The sequence below is a fragment of the Sagittula marina genome (genome assembly GCF_014196795.1).
In the GTDB taxonomy this organism is placed as follows: Bacteria; Pseudomonadota; Alphaproteobacteria; order Rhodobacterales; family Rhodobacteraceae; genus Sagittula; species Sagittula marina.
In genome coordinates, this window is the sequence record NZ_JACIEJ010000016.1 from 1 (window position 1) to 14550 (window position 14550).

General features: G+C 62.1%; 13 protein-coding genes and 1 pseudogene. 5 read left to right on the top strand and 9 right to left on the bottom strand.

Annotated elements, in window-relative coordinates; translation table 11 throughout:
- Positions 1-228: transposase (locus GGQ68_RS21625; RefSeq protein ID WP_183969689.1), on the bottom strand; the 228-nt coding region annotated here is incomplete at its 3' end.
- A gap of 62 nt (positions 229-290) precedes the next feature.
- On the opposite strand from GGQ68_RS21625, the pseudogene GGQ68_RS21630 reads away from it, so the two are divergent.
- The 4 genes and pseudogenes from GGQ68_RS21630 to GGQ68_RS21645 form a co-directional block, all read left to right on the top strand.
- A pseudogene (locus tag GGQ68_RS21630) lies at positions 291-671 on the top strand (IS5 family transposase); the annotation flags it as partial.
- Between the two features lie 282 nt (positions 672-953).
- Entirely contained in the window at positions 954-2693 is a 1740-nt protein-coding gene (gene araD, locus GGQ68_RS21635; RefSeq protein WP_183969691.1) for an L-arabinonate dehydratase, read from the top strand.
- Between the two features lie 28 nt (positions 2694-2721).
- A complete protein-coding gene (locus GGQ68_RS21640) occupies positions 2722-3525 on the top strand; it encodes an HpcH/HpaI aldolase family protein (protein WP_183969693.1) in 804 nt (267 codons plus the stop codon).
- Positions 3525-4655 carry a mandelate racemase/muconate lactonizing enzyme family protein gene (locus tag GGQ68_RS21645; protein ID WP_183969695.1) on the top strand — a complete coding sequence of 377 codons (1131 nt, stop codon included), beginning with the start codon at positions 3525-3527 and terminating at the stop codon, positions 4653-4655. The genes GGQ68_RS21640 and GGQ68_RS21645 overlap by 1 nt, the downstream gene beginning before the upstream one ends.
- On the opposite strand, the gene GGQ68_RS21650 is transcribed toward GGQ68_RS21645, so the two are convergent.
- From GGQ68_RS21650 to GGQ68_RS21680, 7 genes are all read right to left on the bottom strand, one after another.
- Positions 4652-5686, bottom strand: a complete 1035-nt coding sequence (locus GGQ68_RS21650; RefSeq protein ID WP_183969697.1) for a YeiH family protein — start codon at positions 5684-5686, stop codon at positions 4652-4654. The two genes, GGQ68_RS21645 and GGQ68_RS21650, sit on opposite strands and share 4 nt — an antisense overlap.
- Positions 5687-5705: 19 nt before the next feature.
- Positions 5706-7688 carry a tripartite tricarboxylate transporter permease gene (locus tag GGQ68_RS21655; protein ID WP_183969699.1) on the bottom strand — a complete coding sequence of 661 codons (1983 nt, stop codon included), beginning with the start codon at positions 7686-7688 and terminating at the stop codon, positions 5706-5708.
- A gap of 106 nt (positions 7689-7794) precedes the next feature.
- Positions 7795-8751, bottom strand: coding sequence for a tripartite tricarboxylate transporter substrate binding protein (locus tag GGQ68_RS21660; RefSeq protein ID WP_183969701.1), 957 nt, complete (start codon positions 8749-8751; stop codon positions 7795-7797).
- A 98-nt stretch (positions 8752-8849) separates the two neighbouring features.
- Positions 8850-9851, bottom strand: a complete 1002-nt coding sequence (locus GGQ68_RS21665) for an Ldh family oxidoreductase (protein WP_221235682.1) — start codon at positions 9849-9851, stop codon at positions 8850-8852.
- Positions 9838-10773, bottom strand: a complete 936-nt coding sequence (locus tag GGQ68_RS21670) for an NAD(P)-dependent oxidoreductase (RefSeq protein WP_183969703.1) — start codon at positions 10771-10773, stop codon at positions 9838-9840. Before GGQ68_RS21670 ends, GGQ68_RS21665 begins: the two co-directional genes overlap by 14 nt.
- The gene (locus GGQ68_RS21675; RefSeq protein ID WP_183969705.1) at positions 10770-11951 is read right to left on the bottom strand and encodes a UxaA family hydrolase; all 1182 of its coding nucleotides are present in this window, start codon (positions 11949-11951) and stop codon (positions 10770-10772) included. The genes GGQ68_RS21670 and GGQ68_RS21675 overlap by 4 nt, the downstream gene beginning before the upstream one ends.
- 3 nt (positions 11952-11954) lie before the next feature.
- Positions 11955-12242 carry a UxaA family hydrolase gene (locus GGQ68_RS21680; RefSeq protein WP_183969707.1) on the bottom strand — a complete coding sequence of 96 codons (288 nt, stop codon included), beginning with the start codon at positions 12240-12242 and terminating at the stop codon, positions 11955-11957.
- Positions 12243-12382: 140 nt separating this feature from the next.
- On the opposite strand from GGQ68_RS21680, the gene GGQ68_RS21685 reads away from it, so the two are divergent.
- Positions 12383-13084, top strand: a complete 702-nt coding sequence (locus tag GGQ68_RS21685; protein WP_183969709.1) for a GntR family transcriptional regulator — start codon at positions 12383-12385, stop codon at positions 13082-13084.
- Here GGQ68_RS21685 and GGQ68_RS21690 read toward each other — a convergent pair.
- The gene (locus GGQ68_RS21690; RefSeq protein ID WP_183969711.1) at positions 13063-14550 is read right to left on the bottom strand and encodes a tripartite tricarboxylate transporter permease; all 1488 of its coding nucleotides are present in this window, start codon (positions 14548-14550) and stop codon (positions 13063-13065) included. The two genes, GGQ68_RS21685 and GGQ68_RS21690, sit on opposite strands and share 22 nt — an antisense overlap.

Consider the following 14550-nt stretch of genomic DNA (forward strand, 5'->3'; position numbering starts at 1 on the left):
TGCCAACGTCCAACGCCGGAATTGCCGACAGACGCTGGACCACTTGCCGAACTCTGCCGGCAGGTCTCGCCACGGCGCTCCGGTGCGGGCAATCCGGAAAATCCCATCTAGAACAAGGCGGTGGTTGGTAGGTTTGCGTCCGTTCGGGGCGCGGACTGCCAGGATGAAACGCTCAAAGAGCGCCCATTCCTCGTCCGACATCAAGTCTCGTGCCAAGCGGGTCTCCATCGCAGATACCAGCTGGAATCACGGTCAGCGCGTCCTGTGAATCCCTTTTGTCAACACAGCCTAAGTTGCACGCCATCTTCGACAGCCAAGGCCAACCGCTGAACCTGTCCGTGACCGAGGGTCAAGTCAGTGATTACATCGGCGCACGGGCATTGCTGAGAGGACTGCCGAAGGTCGACTGCTTAATTGGCGACAGAGGCTATGATGCTGATTGGTTCAGAGAAGCTTTGAAAGACAAAGGGATACGTCCCTGCATCTCGGCTCGGAGGAAACGTAAAAAGGCAGTGAACTACGATAGGCGCCGCTGCAAACGACGCAATCGCATCGAGATCATGTTCGGCAGCTTGAAGGATTGGCGCCGCGTCGCGACCCGCTATGACAGACGCCCGAAAGTCTTCCTGTCAGCAATCGCCCTGGCAGCGCTCGTCATTTACCGGCTATGAGTCCTGACCCTACGCAGACCAAGGCACGCAAAGAAGCTTCAACAATCGTCGGTCTGTTCAATTTTGATGGAACTATCATGCCGTGTCAAAGGGACACGGGGGCGTTCGCCGTGCAACTTTAACCAGCTTCCCTACCGTTTTCTCGATATCGGTAACCCGTGCGCAGTAGCTGTGCATGTTCGTCTACGGTTGACGATCTTTTTTCGTAGCGCTACGAAAATGGGTGTGAACTCCGCAAAACGCGCTGCGGAGGCAGCGCGACAGGGCAGGAAAGGGTATGGGATGGCAGACGTGCAGACACGCAGAAAGGTCGAGGACCTGCGTAGCCAGCGCTGGTTCGCATCGGAAGACATCCGGGGCTTTGCGCATCGGCAGAGGCTTCAGCAGATGGGGATGCGGCGCGAGGAGTTCCTCGGCAAGCCAGTGATCGCCATTCTGAACACTTGGAGCGACATCAGTCCCTGCCACGCCCACCTGCGCGACCGTGCCGAGGCGGTGAAGCGCGGCGTTTGGCAGGCAGGCGGCTTCCCAATCGAACTGCCTGCGCTGTCCGTTGGCGAAGTCATGGTGAAGCCCACGACCATGCTGTACCGCAACTTTTTGGCTATGGAGGCCGAGGAGCTGTTGCGCTCGCACCCCGTCGACGGCTGCGTTTTGCTGGGCGGTTGTGACAAGTCGACGCCGGGCCTGCTGATGGGCGCATTGTCTATGAACCTGCCGACGCTGTTCTGTCCGGCGGGGCCGATGTCTTCTGGTCGCTGGCGCGGGCACGTTACCGGTGCCGGCACACACACTAAGAAGTATTGGACTCAGTTGCAGACCGGTGAGATCGACAAAGACGATTGGATCGACCTCGAAAGTCGCATGACGCGCTCACACGGGACCTGCAATACGATGGGGACGGCATCCACCATGACGTCCATCGTCGATGCCATGGGGCTGACAAAGACCGGTGCATCGAGCGTCCCGGCGGCAGATTCGGCTCACCCGCGTCTGGCGGCGTGGTGTGGTGCGCGGATCGTGGAGATGGTGTTTGAGGATTTGAAACCCTCGGACTTCATGTCGGAGGCGAGCTTGCGCAACGGGCTGGCGGTCTACATGGCGCTCGGCGGATCGACAAACGCGGCTATCCACCTCGTCGCCATGGCGCGGCGGGCAGGCCTGGACCTGTCCTTGGCCGACATGAACTCCATGGCCGCGCAGGTGCCAGTGCTGGCGAACCTGTTTCCCTCGGGCAACTATCTGATGGAGGATTTCTGGTTCGCTGGCGGTCTGCCGGTACTGCTTGACCGATTGGGCGACTTCATTGATCGCGACGCGAAAACGGTCGAAGGCAGAACGCTGGGAGCCGCAATTGAAGGTGTTGCCTGCTACGACGAAGACGTGATCCGCAGCATGGATAATCCGGTGGTGCCTCTGTCCAAGGGCCGGACGCTGGTTCTGCTGAAGGGCAACCTCGCGCCGGACGGAGCGGTGATGAAGACGTCGGCTGCGGAACTCCCCAAACATCGCGGCCCGGCGCTGGTCTTTGACGGGCCTGCCGACATGGCCGCGCGGATCAACGATCCGAACCTGGATGTGAGTGCCGACACCGTGCTGGTCCTGCGCGGGGCAGGGCCGGTTGGCGGACCGGGGATGCCGGAATGGGGCAATCTGCCGATCCCGACGAAGCTTCTAAAGCAGGGCGTGACTGACATGGTGCGGATTTGTGACGGACGGATGAGCGGTACCCACTACGGCACCTGCATTCTGCATGTTGCGCCCGAAGCGGCGGTCGGCGGACCACTTGCACTTCTGCGCACCGGCGACATGGTCGTGCTAGACGCGGAGGAGGGGCGGCTGGACATGGAGGTGTCAGAGGACGACCTGGCCACCCGCCGTGCGGCCTGGGTGCCACCGGTATCGCCCTACCGCCGCAGCTTCACCGCGCTCTACCAAAAGCACGTGAGCCAAGCGCCTGATGGCTGCGATTTCGACTTTTTGGAAGGCACCGATGTGGTGCCGGAACCGCCAATTTATTGATCCACACATCTGACAAGGAACCCGAAACATGGATATTTCCAATCCGTTCAAGGCACGGCTGAAGGCCGGACAGAACGTGCCGCTGGGCACATGGCTCATGACAGGCGCACCGTCGACAGCGGAGGCGCTGGGGCGGCTTGGCTTCGACTTTCTGGTGCTCGACATGGAGCACGTGCCGGTGGGAATCACCGAAACGGCCGACCTGCTGCGCGCCATTGCCGTGACCCCGGCACGGGCGCTGGTGCGTCTGCCGTGGAACGATCCGGTCATGATCAAGCGGGTGCTGGATGCAGGCGCGCAGTCGATCATGTTGCCCTTCGTGCAGACGGCGGAAGAGGCGCGAGCGGCCGTCTCGGCGGCGAAATATCCGCCTGTGGGCACACGGGGGGTGGCCGCGGTGCATCGGTCGTCTGGCTACGGCGCGGCCACGGATTATCTCAAGCGCGCGAATGACGAGACCTGCGTGATCATACAACTCGAAACGCCCGAGGCGCTGGCAGCCTTGCCGGAAATTGCTAAAGTTGAAGGGCTGGACGGGGTTTTTGTGGGCCCAGGCGACATGGCGGCGGCCATGGGCTATATCGGACAGATCGGCCACCCGGAAGTTCAGAAGATGCTGGCCGACGCGGCGCGGCAAGCGCGCGAGGTCGGTTTGCCAGTTGGCATCGTCGGCCCGACACCGGAAATGGTGCGTAATTTCATCGACATGGGCTATTCATTCGCTGCCATTGGCTCTGACATGGCCTTGATGACGGGGCGTGCGCGGGAGGTGTTGAGCGCTCTGGGGAGTGATGTGGCGAAACCTGCGCCCGCCGGGCAGTCAGCCTACTGATGGCCTGCATTGCGCGTATCGAGGCCTGGGCCTGCCGGAGCCCAATCGCCGAGCCGGTTGCCACGTCTTTCGGGATCATGCGCAACCGCCCGGCGGTCTTCGTTCGGGTGGAGGACGATGACGGCGCATTTGGCTGGGGCGAGGTCTTTGCCAACTGGCCAGCCGCCGGGGCGGAGCATCGCGTCAATTTGCTGGCGGATGATGTGGCGCCGCTCGTTCTGGGGCAGGCGGCGGACGACCCCGCCGCCCTGTTCCAGAAGCTCGAAGACCAGCTCTACATTCGCGCCCTGCAATGCGGTGAGTTCGGCCCCTTCAGGCAAGTTGTGGCCGGTATAGATCAGGCACTGTGGGACATGCGCGCGCGGCGAGAGGCCGTTGCGGTGCACGTGATGCTGGGAGCCTCTCCAGTGATCCGAGTGCCCGCTTATGCCAGCGGTATCCACATCGACGCGGCAGACCGGGTGATCCCTGAGGCGCGGGACACAGGTTTCCGTGCGTTCAAGGTCAAGGTCGGTTTCAGCCCGGATGAGGCTGCGCGAGTTCGCGCACTGATGGATGGGCTAAACAGCGGCGAACAGCTTGCGCTCGACGCCAATCAGGGGTGGGACACCGAGAAGGCGAAGACCTTTCTTGATGCTGTGGCGGACCTGCCGCTGATGTGGATGGAAGAACCGATCCGCGCCGACATGCCCGCTTCCGACTGGCACCGTTTGGCCGGCCGTGTGCCCTTGGCGGGGGGAGAAAATATCGCCGGGTTTGCTGATTTTTCTGCGAGGCTGGGGGAGGGGGTGCTCTCTTTCGTGCAGCCTGACATTGCGAAATGGGGCGGGTTTAGCGGCTGTCTCGCCGTTGGCCGTGCTGCGCTGTCGGCTGGGGCGACCTACTGCCCGCATTTCCTTGGGGCCGGGATCGGTCTGCGGGCCTCCGCCGAGTTGCTGGCTACCGTGGGGGGGCCGGGTCTGCTGGAAGTTGACGTGAACCCGAACCCGCTTCGCGATGCGTTTGGCACGGTCCGCGACAGTATTGAGGACGGCCATTGGCGGCTCGGGCCGGGGCCGGGCCTTGGCGTAAGCCAGCTGCCCGAAGCGGTGGCAAAGTGCATCACACACCGCCGGGAGGTGCTGGCCTAGACCAGCACCATCACTCCTGCGAGCACAAAGCCCGCGATGAACACCGTTTCCACGAAGATTAGCGCGACCGATTGTGGCGGCACCGCCAGAATGCGCTTGAGGTCCGTCTTCATGCCCACGGCTGCAATGGCAGTCAGCATCGCCCATTTCGACAGCGCCCACAGCAAGCCCTGAATTGCGGTTGGGACCGCCCCCAGAGAGTTGACAAGCGCCAAGCCCAGGAAGGCCATCACAAAGCCCGGCAGGATGGGAGGGCGCTTGCCGTCCACCGGCTCCGCCATGCCAGTGCGGCGCAGGACCAGTGTCAAGATTAGCACGAAGGGGGCCAGCATCGACACGCGGATCAGCTTGACGGTGGTTGCAGTCTCTCCCACCGGTTCGGATACGGAGAAGCCTGCGCCGACCACCTGCGCCACATCGTGGATCGTTCCCCCGAGAAAGACGCCGGATTGCAGGTCTGTTAGCCCAAGGACGTTCGACAGGATCGGGTAGACGACCATGGCCACGGTCGACAGCAGCGTCACGCCGAAGACGGTGAACGACAGATTGCGCTCCGATAGATCGTTGCGCGGCAGGACGGCGGCAATGGCCATGGCGGCGGAGGCACCGCAGATCGAGACCGATCCGGCGGTGAGGATCGCCAACCGCCAGCCACGCCCAAGCGACCGGGCTGCCGCCCATCCGAAAGCCATGGTTGCCAGCAGGCCGCCAACAACCAGCCCCACCACCTGCCAGCCGAGTTGGGCGAAGACCTCGAACGAGATCCGTGCGCCTAGCAGGGCCACGCCGAGGCGCAGCACGGTCTTGGCCGCAAGACCGATGCCCGGCGCGCAGCGCTCGCCGTCGTCGACAAGAAAGTGCAGCGACAGGCCGATCAGCAGCGCCATCAACATCGCTGGTGCGCCGTAATGGTCGGAAAGGAACTGTGCCGCCAGCGCGGCAAGCCCGCAGACAAGCAGACCCGGCCAAACGGTTTCGGCGCGCTGGAAGATGCCCCTTACTCGGGGCATCGTGTTGGTAAGTGTAGTCATGTCTTTCTCCGGACAGGTCTCAGAAGATCATTCCGCGTGGCAGTGGGACGGACAACGCTTCGCGGAAGCCCAGGGTGAAGATCAAAATCACTGCAGCAACGCTGGCGGCAAGTATCAGCCAGCCCCGTGCCGTGCGCTTGTCATGCTCAGCAGCCAGAAAAAGGCCTAGCGCCATGACGATACCGGCAAGGGCAAAGCCCAGAACCGGCGCCAGTGCGACGCCGACCGCCATGGCCACCGGGACCGCGATGCGGCGTGGTGTGGAGCCTGAAGAGCGGTCCTCGACAACGCGCCTTGTCAGCAAGGTTTCCAGCGCCGCGAAAGCGCAGAGCACGAGCATCCCAATGGCAATTGTCTGCGGGAAGACGGCGGCCTCTGGATTGAGCAGCGTACACTGCCACAGAGCCACCAGCGCAACAGCAGCCATGACACCGACGGCCGCTAGATCGCGCAGAATCGCGGCGGTGCTTGCGCGGTCTTTGGCATTGGCCTTTTCGGGCATGGCTTCCTCGCCTCCCCTGCGAAACATGCGCTTGATGTCGGGCAGGAACGGGTAGATGAAACTAAGCGCTGTGAGCGCGATGATCACCATCGACAGTGGCCGCCCGAAGAACTGTCCAGGGATAGACCCCATGGCATCGCCAATGGTCCAGCTCTGGACAAAACCCTCTTCGGCGATCCGACCCAGAATCAAACCCAAAACGATGGGTGAGACAGAAAAGCCGCGCCGGTTCGCCAACCAGCCGATCACGCCGAGCACCAACATGATGCCTACGTCTGACAGGCTGTTGCGGATGGCAAAGCTGCCAATGATCGTCATGAAGGCCACCACGGGCACCAGCCCCGCTTTGGGCGCCTTCACGATGGAGCTGTAGGCAAATCGCCCGATAATGAGGCCTGTGGGCAACATCAGAATCGTGGCAAGGAACAGGCCAAAGATGAAGGTATATACGATGCTCGAACCGTCGTTGAAAAGCGTGGGTCCCGTCCTGACCCCTTGCACCATAAGCGCGCCGAGGATCACCGCATCGGGCGGCGTGCCCGGGATGCCAAGAACCAGTGTCGGGATGAAGCCACCGCCGACGGTAGCGTTGTTGGCGCTCTCGGTGGCGACGATGCCGCCAGGATTGCCTGTGCCGTAGGCTGGCTCGCTGCGGTCAGAGCGGCGCGCCTCGGAATAGGCGACCAGCCCGGCGATGGACCCGCCCGCGCCAGGCAGAGCACCCACAAGTGTGCCGATCAGCGAACTGCGCAGGACGTTGACCTTCTGGCGCATCAAGGTGGCAAACGCTTCGGGCAGACGGAAGCCGCGGGTCTGCTCTGGCGCGTCGAGGTGCCTTTCGGATCTGGCGGCAAGTTCGATCAGCACAGGCACGCAGTAAAGGCCGATCAGGGCGGAGACCGTCTCGATCCCGCCGAGCAAAGTGTTCGAGCCGAAGGTGAAGCGCACCTCACCGGATGTTTCGGATATACCGATCATCGCAACGAGGATGCCGAAGCAGGCCCCGATCAGCCCCTTTAGGAAGTCACGTGTCGAGAGTGCGGCAATCAACGACAAGCCGAATATCGCCATCCAGAAGTATTCGCCCGGACCAAATGCGAGCGCTGCGGTAGCCAGCGGCGGCGCCAGAAGAAGCAGCGCGAAGGCGCCAATAAGGCCGCCAACCAGCGACGAGAGACAGGCGATGGTGACGGCAAGATCACCATCGCCGCGTTTCGCCATCGGATAGCCATCAAACGTCGTGCCGATGGCCGAGGGCGTGCCGGGCGTATTGAGCAGAATGGCAGCATAGGCCCCACCATAAATCGCGCCGGTGTAAATTGCGCCCAGCAGGATCAGCGCGCTTTCCGGCGGCATGCCAAAGGTGATCGGCACCAGAACAGCGACTGCCATGGTTGCGGTCAGACCAGGCACAGACCCGATGATGGTCCCGGCCGCAACGCCAGCCAGCGCCAGCAGAAAATTGAGCGGTGTCAGGGCCGCAAGGAAGTAATCGAGCATTCTCCGGTTCCCATCATTCAGAAGCAGAGCAGGCCGCGAAACGGCCCGGTCGGGGTCATGCGAAGGGCGGGGCGGCGGATGCGTCACCCCACGCTGTCCGCGACTTTTAGTCGATGACACCTGCGGCGCGGGCGGCGGGAATGTACTCCTGCGCGCGGGCTGCCATCCAGGCATCCATCTCCTCGCCGTAGGGCACGTCGATCAGAGCAAAGCCTCCGTCGATCATCTTCTGCTGGAACTCAGGATCGGCGTTTATGGAGGCGATGGCATCGGACACCGCGCGGCGCGTTTGCTCGGAGGCGTCCTTCGGCACGGCGATGCCACGATACGCGCCGGATACGATATCATACCCCAGTTCCTTGAATGTCGGCACATCGGGGAAGGTGGGGTGACGCTCTTCCATAGCCACAGCCAACATACGCACCTGATCTCCCTGTCCCGCGGCCACTGTGGTATAGCCCCACTCCGCTGCGACCTGTCCACCAAGCATGGCGGTGACCGCCGCGCCGGTGCCCTTGAAGGCCACGTAGGTCGTCGTGGTCTCTGCCAGCGTGTCGAACTTGATCGCGACGAGATGGTTCGCCGTGCCCTTTCCCGAGCCGGAGAAGGTGACTTTCTTCGGGTTGGCCTTTGCTTCGGCGATCAGGTCATCGAGTGTCTCGTAAGGACTGTCAGCGCGTACAACGATGGCATCGGGCGTGTAGTGAAACATGTAAACGTTGGTGATGTCATCGGTGTCGTAGCCGACATTACCCTGCTTTGGCTGAACGATGATATGGGGCAGGTTTACGCCCATTATTACCGAACCATCGTCAGCCATTGAATTGAGTTGCGACCAGCCAACGGCTCCGCCGCCTCCGGGTTTGTAGCTGACGACCAGTTGTTCGTCGTAGAGTTTTTCGAAGAAGGGCTGCTGCAAGCGTGCGGTGATGTCGGATTCGCCGCCCGGCCCGAAAGGGATGATGTACTCGACCTGTCCCGGCGGGAACTCCTGCGCGAAGGCTGAGAAGCCAGACGTAAGGGCAACAAGGCCCGCAGCTGCGGCAAACATGTATTTCTTCATGGTAGTTCCTCCCTTGAAAATGCCCTTGCCCGGAAATGGGCAGGGGCGGTCTTTTAGCTGTCCCGGTGTCTGTCCGGACCCGGGCTTCTTGCTTTGATTCAGGCCTCGTTGGGCCCAGTCAGATTGAGGTCCTGTATGAGGTGCCCGGGAATGGTGACGCGTTCCTCCATACGTCCCATCAACCGTTTCGCACCCGGCAGGCGTGTGCCTGGTTGCTCGAGGATTGCCTCGAGCAACCCGTCCAGTCTCTCGGCGAATCCGGGCGAGCGGGATACGTCAAAGGCCAGGATCATTTGGCCGACACCGGGCGGCGGGCCATCAGCGTCGAAAAAGGACGACGCCTCGTCCGAGCGGTTGGCACCCGTCACCAGAGCTGCGAGGATTTCCACCACCAAGGCAAGCGCCGCACCTTTAGCGTCGCCCGCGGGCACCATGGTACCCTTCAACGCCGCGTCGGCGTCCGTGGTAGGCTGACCGTCGGCATCCAGAGCCCATCCCTCGGGGATCGGTTTGCCCGCCTTCGAGGCCGCCATGACCTTGCCCCGTGCCACTTTGGACAATGAGAGGTCGATCACCAGTGGTGGATCATCCCCGCGAGGCGCAGCGAAAGCGATAGGGTTCGTCCCGAAAAGTGCACGCGACCCGCCCCATGGCGCCATCGCCTGCGGCGTGTTGGCGACCATGAGCGCGGCAAACCCCTTGTCGGCCAGCCGCTCCACATGCGCGCCGAGCTGTCCGCAATGGTGTGAGCGGCGGATGGCCGCCATGGCCACGCCATACTCCGGCGTCATATCAACCAGTTCGGAGATCGCCAGATCGATCGCTGGAAAGGCAAAGCCGCTGCGTGTGTCGATGTCCACACGAGCGCCTTTGCGTGTCGCCACGGGGCAGGCGGCGCCGATGACTTTGCCGCTGGCCACCTGTGCGGCATAGGAGGCAACGCGCGAAAAGCCGTGGCCTGCCTGCCCGTCGATCTCAGCCGCGACCAGCGCACGCGCCACGCTTGCGGCATTGCGCCTCGAGGTCCCGGCTGCTTCGAGCACGGCGGCAATCTTTGTCTCGGCCTCGCCGCGTGATAGCGTCATGTCAGACTGCGGCATGTATCAACGCCTCTTTGACGTTTTTGACCGTTATGCCGCTCACACGCACGTTGGCCTCCTGTGTGACGCCAGCAATGTGAGGGGTCAGGATCAGGTTGGGCACGCCGTCAAACACCGCGCCAGCTTCTGCGGTCAGCGGCTCAGTTGCAAACACGTCGAGCGCAGCGCCACCCAGCTGCCCGGCCTTTAGCGCATTGGCCAGCGCGGCCTCGTCTATCACTCCGCCGCGCGCGGTGTTGATGACGACAGCTCGCGCTTTCATGCCGCTGAGAGCTTTTTGGTCGATGAGGTTACGTGTTTCGTCCGTCAGCGGTACATGCAGCGAAACGACATCGGCGCGGCCCAGCAATTCGTCAAGCGTGCAGCGCTGCGCGTCCTTCCATGCCGGATCTTGGGCAGGCAGGAAAGGGTCGTAGGCGGCGATGGTCATGCCGAGGGCGCGGGCCCGCTCTGCGACGGCGCGCGCGATGCCGCCGTAGCCAACAAGGCCCATCACGTGCCCAGAGGCCTCACCGCCGATCAATGCGTTGCGGGGCCAGTCGCCAGCGATCATCGCGGCATTCGATCCATAGGCGCCGCGCAGCAGCGACAATGCGGTGGTGATGACATATTCCGCGACAGAAAGTGTATTGGCCCCGGTGGCGGGTCGTACCGCTACGTCGCGTGCAAGACAGGCGGGCATATCGATATTGTCGAGCCCTACGCCAAGGCGGCCCACGACGCGCAGATCAGGCGCGGCGTCAAGCAGGGCGCGGTCGACCTGAGTGCGGTTGCGGACGATCAGCCCGTGTGTGCCGGGAAGCGCCGCAAAGAGCGCCTCCCGGTTGTCCACCAGCGTCGGATCGTAGATCACGTCGACCCCCTCGCCAAATCCGGCGAGGGCATCTTCGTCCATGAACTCCGTTATGACGACCCGCATCATGCGGACCGGTAGAGCTTGGTCAGGGAGAACTCGCGGTGCCCCAGGGCCTCGGCGGCGGTGTTGCGGCCGTTGGCCGTGCGCATGATCATCTCGATCAGCGAGTCACCTGCCTCTTCGATGGTCTGCTCACGTGTCAAAACGCCGGTCACGTCCACGTCGATGTGTTCGGACATGGTGCGCAGGGTACGTGGGTTGCCGGAGATCTTGATGACCGGAACGATGGGGTTGCCGACCACGTTGCCTTGCCCGGTGGGGAACGTGTGGATGACATAGCCCGCCGCCGCCATCAGCGTGACGCATTCCGCCGCAGCCGAAGACGTGTCCATGAAATACAGGCCCGGCCCCTTTTCAGGTGCAACAGCAGGACCCATCGCGTCGATGTAGGAGGAGGTGCGACCGATCTTTTCGAGGTTGCCGAGTGCCTTCTCCTCAATCGTGGTCAGTCCGCCGAGGATGTTGCCCTTGGTCGGCTGGCTGTCTGAAAGATCGGAGGTCTTGAAGGCTTCGATCACGTCGTCTTGATAGGCTTGGAAAATCTTCTTGAAAGCCTCGCCCGCTTCCGGGGTTGCCGCGCGCTTTTCGCAGATGTGCTCTGCGCCTGTGATCTCGGAGGTCTCGCCAAAGCAGCCGTAGATGCCTTCGGGCAGCAGCTTGTCGTACATGTTGCCGACAGTGGGGCAGGATGAAAGGCCGGTTGTGGTATCGCTTTCGCCGCACTTGGTGGAAATCCACAAGTCAGAGACAGGGCATTCTTCCTTCTGTAGCTCCGTCGCCCATTGGACATATTCCTTGGCTTTCCAGCTGGCCTGGCGGATCGTCTCGAAATCGCCCTTCTGCTCGATGGAGAAACCTGTGACGGGCTTGCCTGTTTTCGCGATGCCGTCGACGATGATTTGCGTCCATTCAGGTTCGATTCCGATGACCACCACGGCGGCGACATTCGGGTTCGCGCCGGTGCCGATCATGGTTCGGAAGTGCAGGTCGAGGTCTTCGCCGAACTGGAGACGACCGTAGGCGTGTGGAATTGCCAGCGAGCCTTTCACGTTGTTGGCCACCGCTTCACAGGCGGCGTTCGAGATGTCGTCGACCGGTAGGATTACCACATGGTTGCGCACGCCCACGCGGCCGTTCTCGCGGCGCCACGCATTCACGGTCATGTTCTTGAAATCAAATGCCATGGTTCACCACCGTTTCGTTTTGCAGTTGTGGACGTGGACATGTTCGCCCACCGCAGCGGCGCCGACCATGCGGCCGATGTCTTCGCCATATTTCGTGACGGTATCGCCTTCCTTCATGTCGGTTAGCGCGACCTTGTGACCGATCGGGATGTCAGCCTTCGCCGTCACGGTGAAATCGGAATTGTCGGCGGTAACGACGCAGAGCATTTCAGTGCCCGCCGTAAGCCCTTCGACCACCACGACGCCGACATTATCGGCGTGATCGTGTTTCAGCAGATGTGGTTTTCCCACGGTTGGTCCTCCTCGTTGACCCACGTTTCATTAACAAACGCGTAACATGTACATTAAGTCTTATACAAGACATATTATACAGAACTTGCTTAAGGCGCTCATGCGGTGCTATTTACTGCGTAATCTCAGGAGGATGGTTCATGGGGACACCGCTGTATCAGACCGTGATCGATACTATCATTTCCCGAATCGCCTCCGGTGAGCTGCCTTCGGGTGCGCTGCTGCCGAGCGAGACACAGCTTGGGAGCGATCTGGGGGTGAGCCAGGGAACGGCACGCAAAGCTCTGATCGAGTTAGAGAAACGGGGTCTCGTACAGCGCGCGCAGGGGCGCGGGACTTTTGTTACTTTGCGCACGCCCGAGACATCGCTTTTCAACTTCTTCCGGCTGCGCAGCCGGGACGGAACGCTGAACGTGCCGCAGCTGGTGTCAGAGACGGTGACGCGCCGGCCCGCCACCGAAGATGAAACGGCGACATTGTATGGGCGTCCAAAGGAGATCATTCAGATCCATCGTGTGCGCTCCGTTGGCGGACGACGGGCGACACATGAGCTCTCCTGTCTGCCGCCCGCGCTTTATCCCGGGATCATTGATCGGGTGCCGCTGACAAACGCTCTCTATGTGCTTTACCAGCGCGCCTATTCGATCATTATCGTGCGCGCGGACGAAAGGCTTCGTGCGGTCGGCGCACCGCCGGATGTGGCCGAGGCGCTGAAAGTTGCGCCTGGAACGCCAATGATGCGGATGCGGCGCGAGGCGGTGGACGTGCTCGATCGGGTGGTCGAGCTACGCACCTGCCACCTGCTGACTGAAGAGATGGACTACTTCGTTTCGCTGTCCTGAAGACGTGGCTTCCGAAGCGCGCCGATCACTGGTGCAGCCAACGCAAGAGCCGCAACGAGAAACAGGACCGCTGCCAATGGACCATCGGTAAAGAAGGAGAGAAAGTTGCCGTCGTTCAACAGCAGACCACGCCGGAGCGTCTGTTCGAATTGCGGGCCAAGCACGAGACCGATGACCAGCGGCGCCAGCGGGAAGCCGGTCAGCCGGAAAACCAATCCAGCCGCTCCGAAACCGACCGCAACCAGCACGTCCAGAGGGTTGCCGCGCACTGTGGCGGCACCGAGGATGCCAAAGACGACAATACCGGCTGTCACGAGGTGCTGGGGTATCATCAAGAGCCGCCCGAACAGGCGCACCAGCGGGAAGGCAACGACCATCATCACCAAATTAATGAGAATTAACACGACGAAGATGGCATTCACGACGTCGAGATGTTCCGTCATCAGCCGAACCCCAGGCGTGATACCGTGCACCACGAGTGCACTGAGCAGGATCGCAGTCACTACATCTCCGGGAATGCCGAGCGCCAGCGTTGGAATCATGGCGCTGCCGGTGACCGCGTTGTTAGACGCTTCCGCGGCAACGATGCCCTCCGGCTCACCCCTGCCGAAGCCGTCGCCCCGTGGCGAGACTTGCCTGGCCACGGCATAGCTGATGAACGAGGCGGTGGCTGCGCCGGTCCCGGGCAGCGCCCCGACGAGGCAACCGATCCCCGAACTGCGGATCAGGGTGCCAATACGCCCCTTCCAAGCCGACAATCTGGGCAAAGTCATGCGCACGCCTGACACCTCTGCCGATTCCGCGTTCCCGGTCGCGACCCGCCAAAATGCTTCGGATAGTGCAAAGAGGCCGATTACGACGGCAATCAGATCGAAGCCCGCCGAAAGGAACGGCGTGCCGAACGTGAAGCGCGCTGCGCCAGTCACTGGGTCAGTCCCAACCAGAGCGAGCATCAGCCCGATGAGTCCCATCAGCAGCCCCTTGGCTGTGTTGCCGTGCGATACGGCAGCAATGCAGGTCAGCGCCAAAACGATCAGGGCAAAGACCTCCACCGAGCCGAAGCTGGTGGCAAAGCGCGACAGTTGCGGCGCGGCTAGGATCAGCACCCCGCAGGAAATCAGGCCGCCCAGCACAGAAGCTACCGTGGCCCATCCCAGCGCCAGCCCGCCTTCGCCGCGCTGTGCCATTGGATACCCATCAAGTGTGGTGGCGGCTGCCTGAGGCGTGCCGGGAGAATTGACCAGGATGGCAGATATCGAGCCACCGTAGACCGAGCCGCAATACACGCCCAGAAGAAGCGTCAGGCTGGGCACAGTGTCCATCCCAAAGGTAAAGGGCAGGCAGATCGACAGCCCCACGACAGAGCCGAGGCCCGGCAACGCACCGATTATTATGCCGAGCGTGGTGCCCAGCAGCAGCGCGCCCAGCGTCCAGACGTTAAAGACATCCAGCAGGATTGTGGACAT

What these genes read in the sequence shown, in the direction of transcription:
- GGQ68_RS21675 (WP_183969705.1), bottom strand. Translation starts at nt 11,951, where the DNA reads ATGGCATTTGATTTCAAGAACATGACCGTGAATGCGTGGCGCCGCGAG.
- GGQ68_RS21650 (WP_183969697.1), bottom strand. Translation starts at nt 5,686, where the DNA reads ATGACTACACTTACCAACACGATGCCCCGAGTAAGGGGCATCTTCCAG.
- GGQ68_RS21660 (WP_183969701.1), bottom strand. Translation starts at nt 8,751, where the DNA reads ATGAAGAAATACATGTTTGCCGCAGCTGCGGGCCTTGTTGCCCTTACG.
- GGQ68_RS21665 (WP_221235682.1), bottom strand. Translation starts at nt 9,851, where the DNA reads ATGCCGCAGTCTGACATGACGCTATCACGCGGCGAGGCCGAGACAAAG.
- araD (WP_183969691.1), top strand. Translation starts at nt 954, where the DNA reads ATGGCAGACGTGCAGACACGCAGAAAGGTCGAGGACCTGCGTAGCCAG.
- GGQ68_RS21670 (WP_183969703.1), bottom strand. Translation starts at nt 10,773, where the DNA reads ATGATGCGGGTCGTCATAACGGAGTTCATGGACGAAGATGCCCTCGCC.
- GGQ68_RS21685 (WP_183969709.1), top strand. Translation starts at nt 12,383, where the DNA reads ATGGGGACACCGCTGTATCAGACCGTGATCGATACTATCATTTCCCGA.
- GGQ68_RS21655 (WP_183969699.1), bottom strand. Translation starts at nt 7,688, where the DNA reads ATGCTCGATTACTTCCTTGCGGCCCTGACACCGCTCAATTTTCTGCTG.
- GGQ68_RS21645 (WP_183969695.1), top strand. Translation starts at nt 3,525, where the DNA reads ATGGCCTGCATTGCGCGTATCGAGGCCTGGGCCTGCCGGAGCCCAATC.
- GGQ68_RS21640 (WP_183969693.1), top strand. Translation starts at nt 2,722, where the DNA reads ATGGATATTTCCAATCCGTTCAAGGCACGGCTGAAGGCCGGACAGAAC.
- GGQ68_RS21690 (WP_183969711.1), bottom strand. Translation starts at nt 14,550, where the DNA reads ATGTCCACAATCCTGCTGGATGTCTTTAACGTCTGGACGCTGGGCGCG.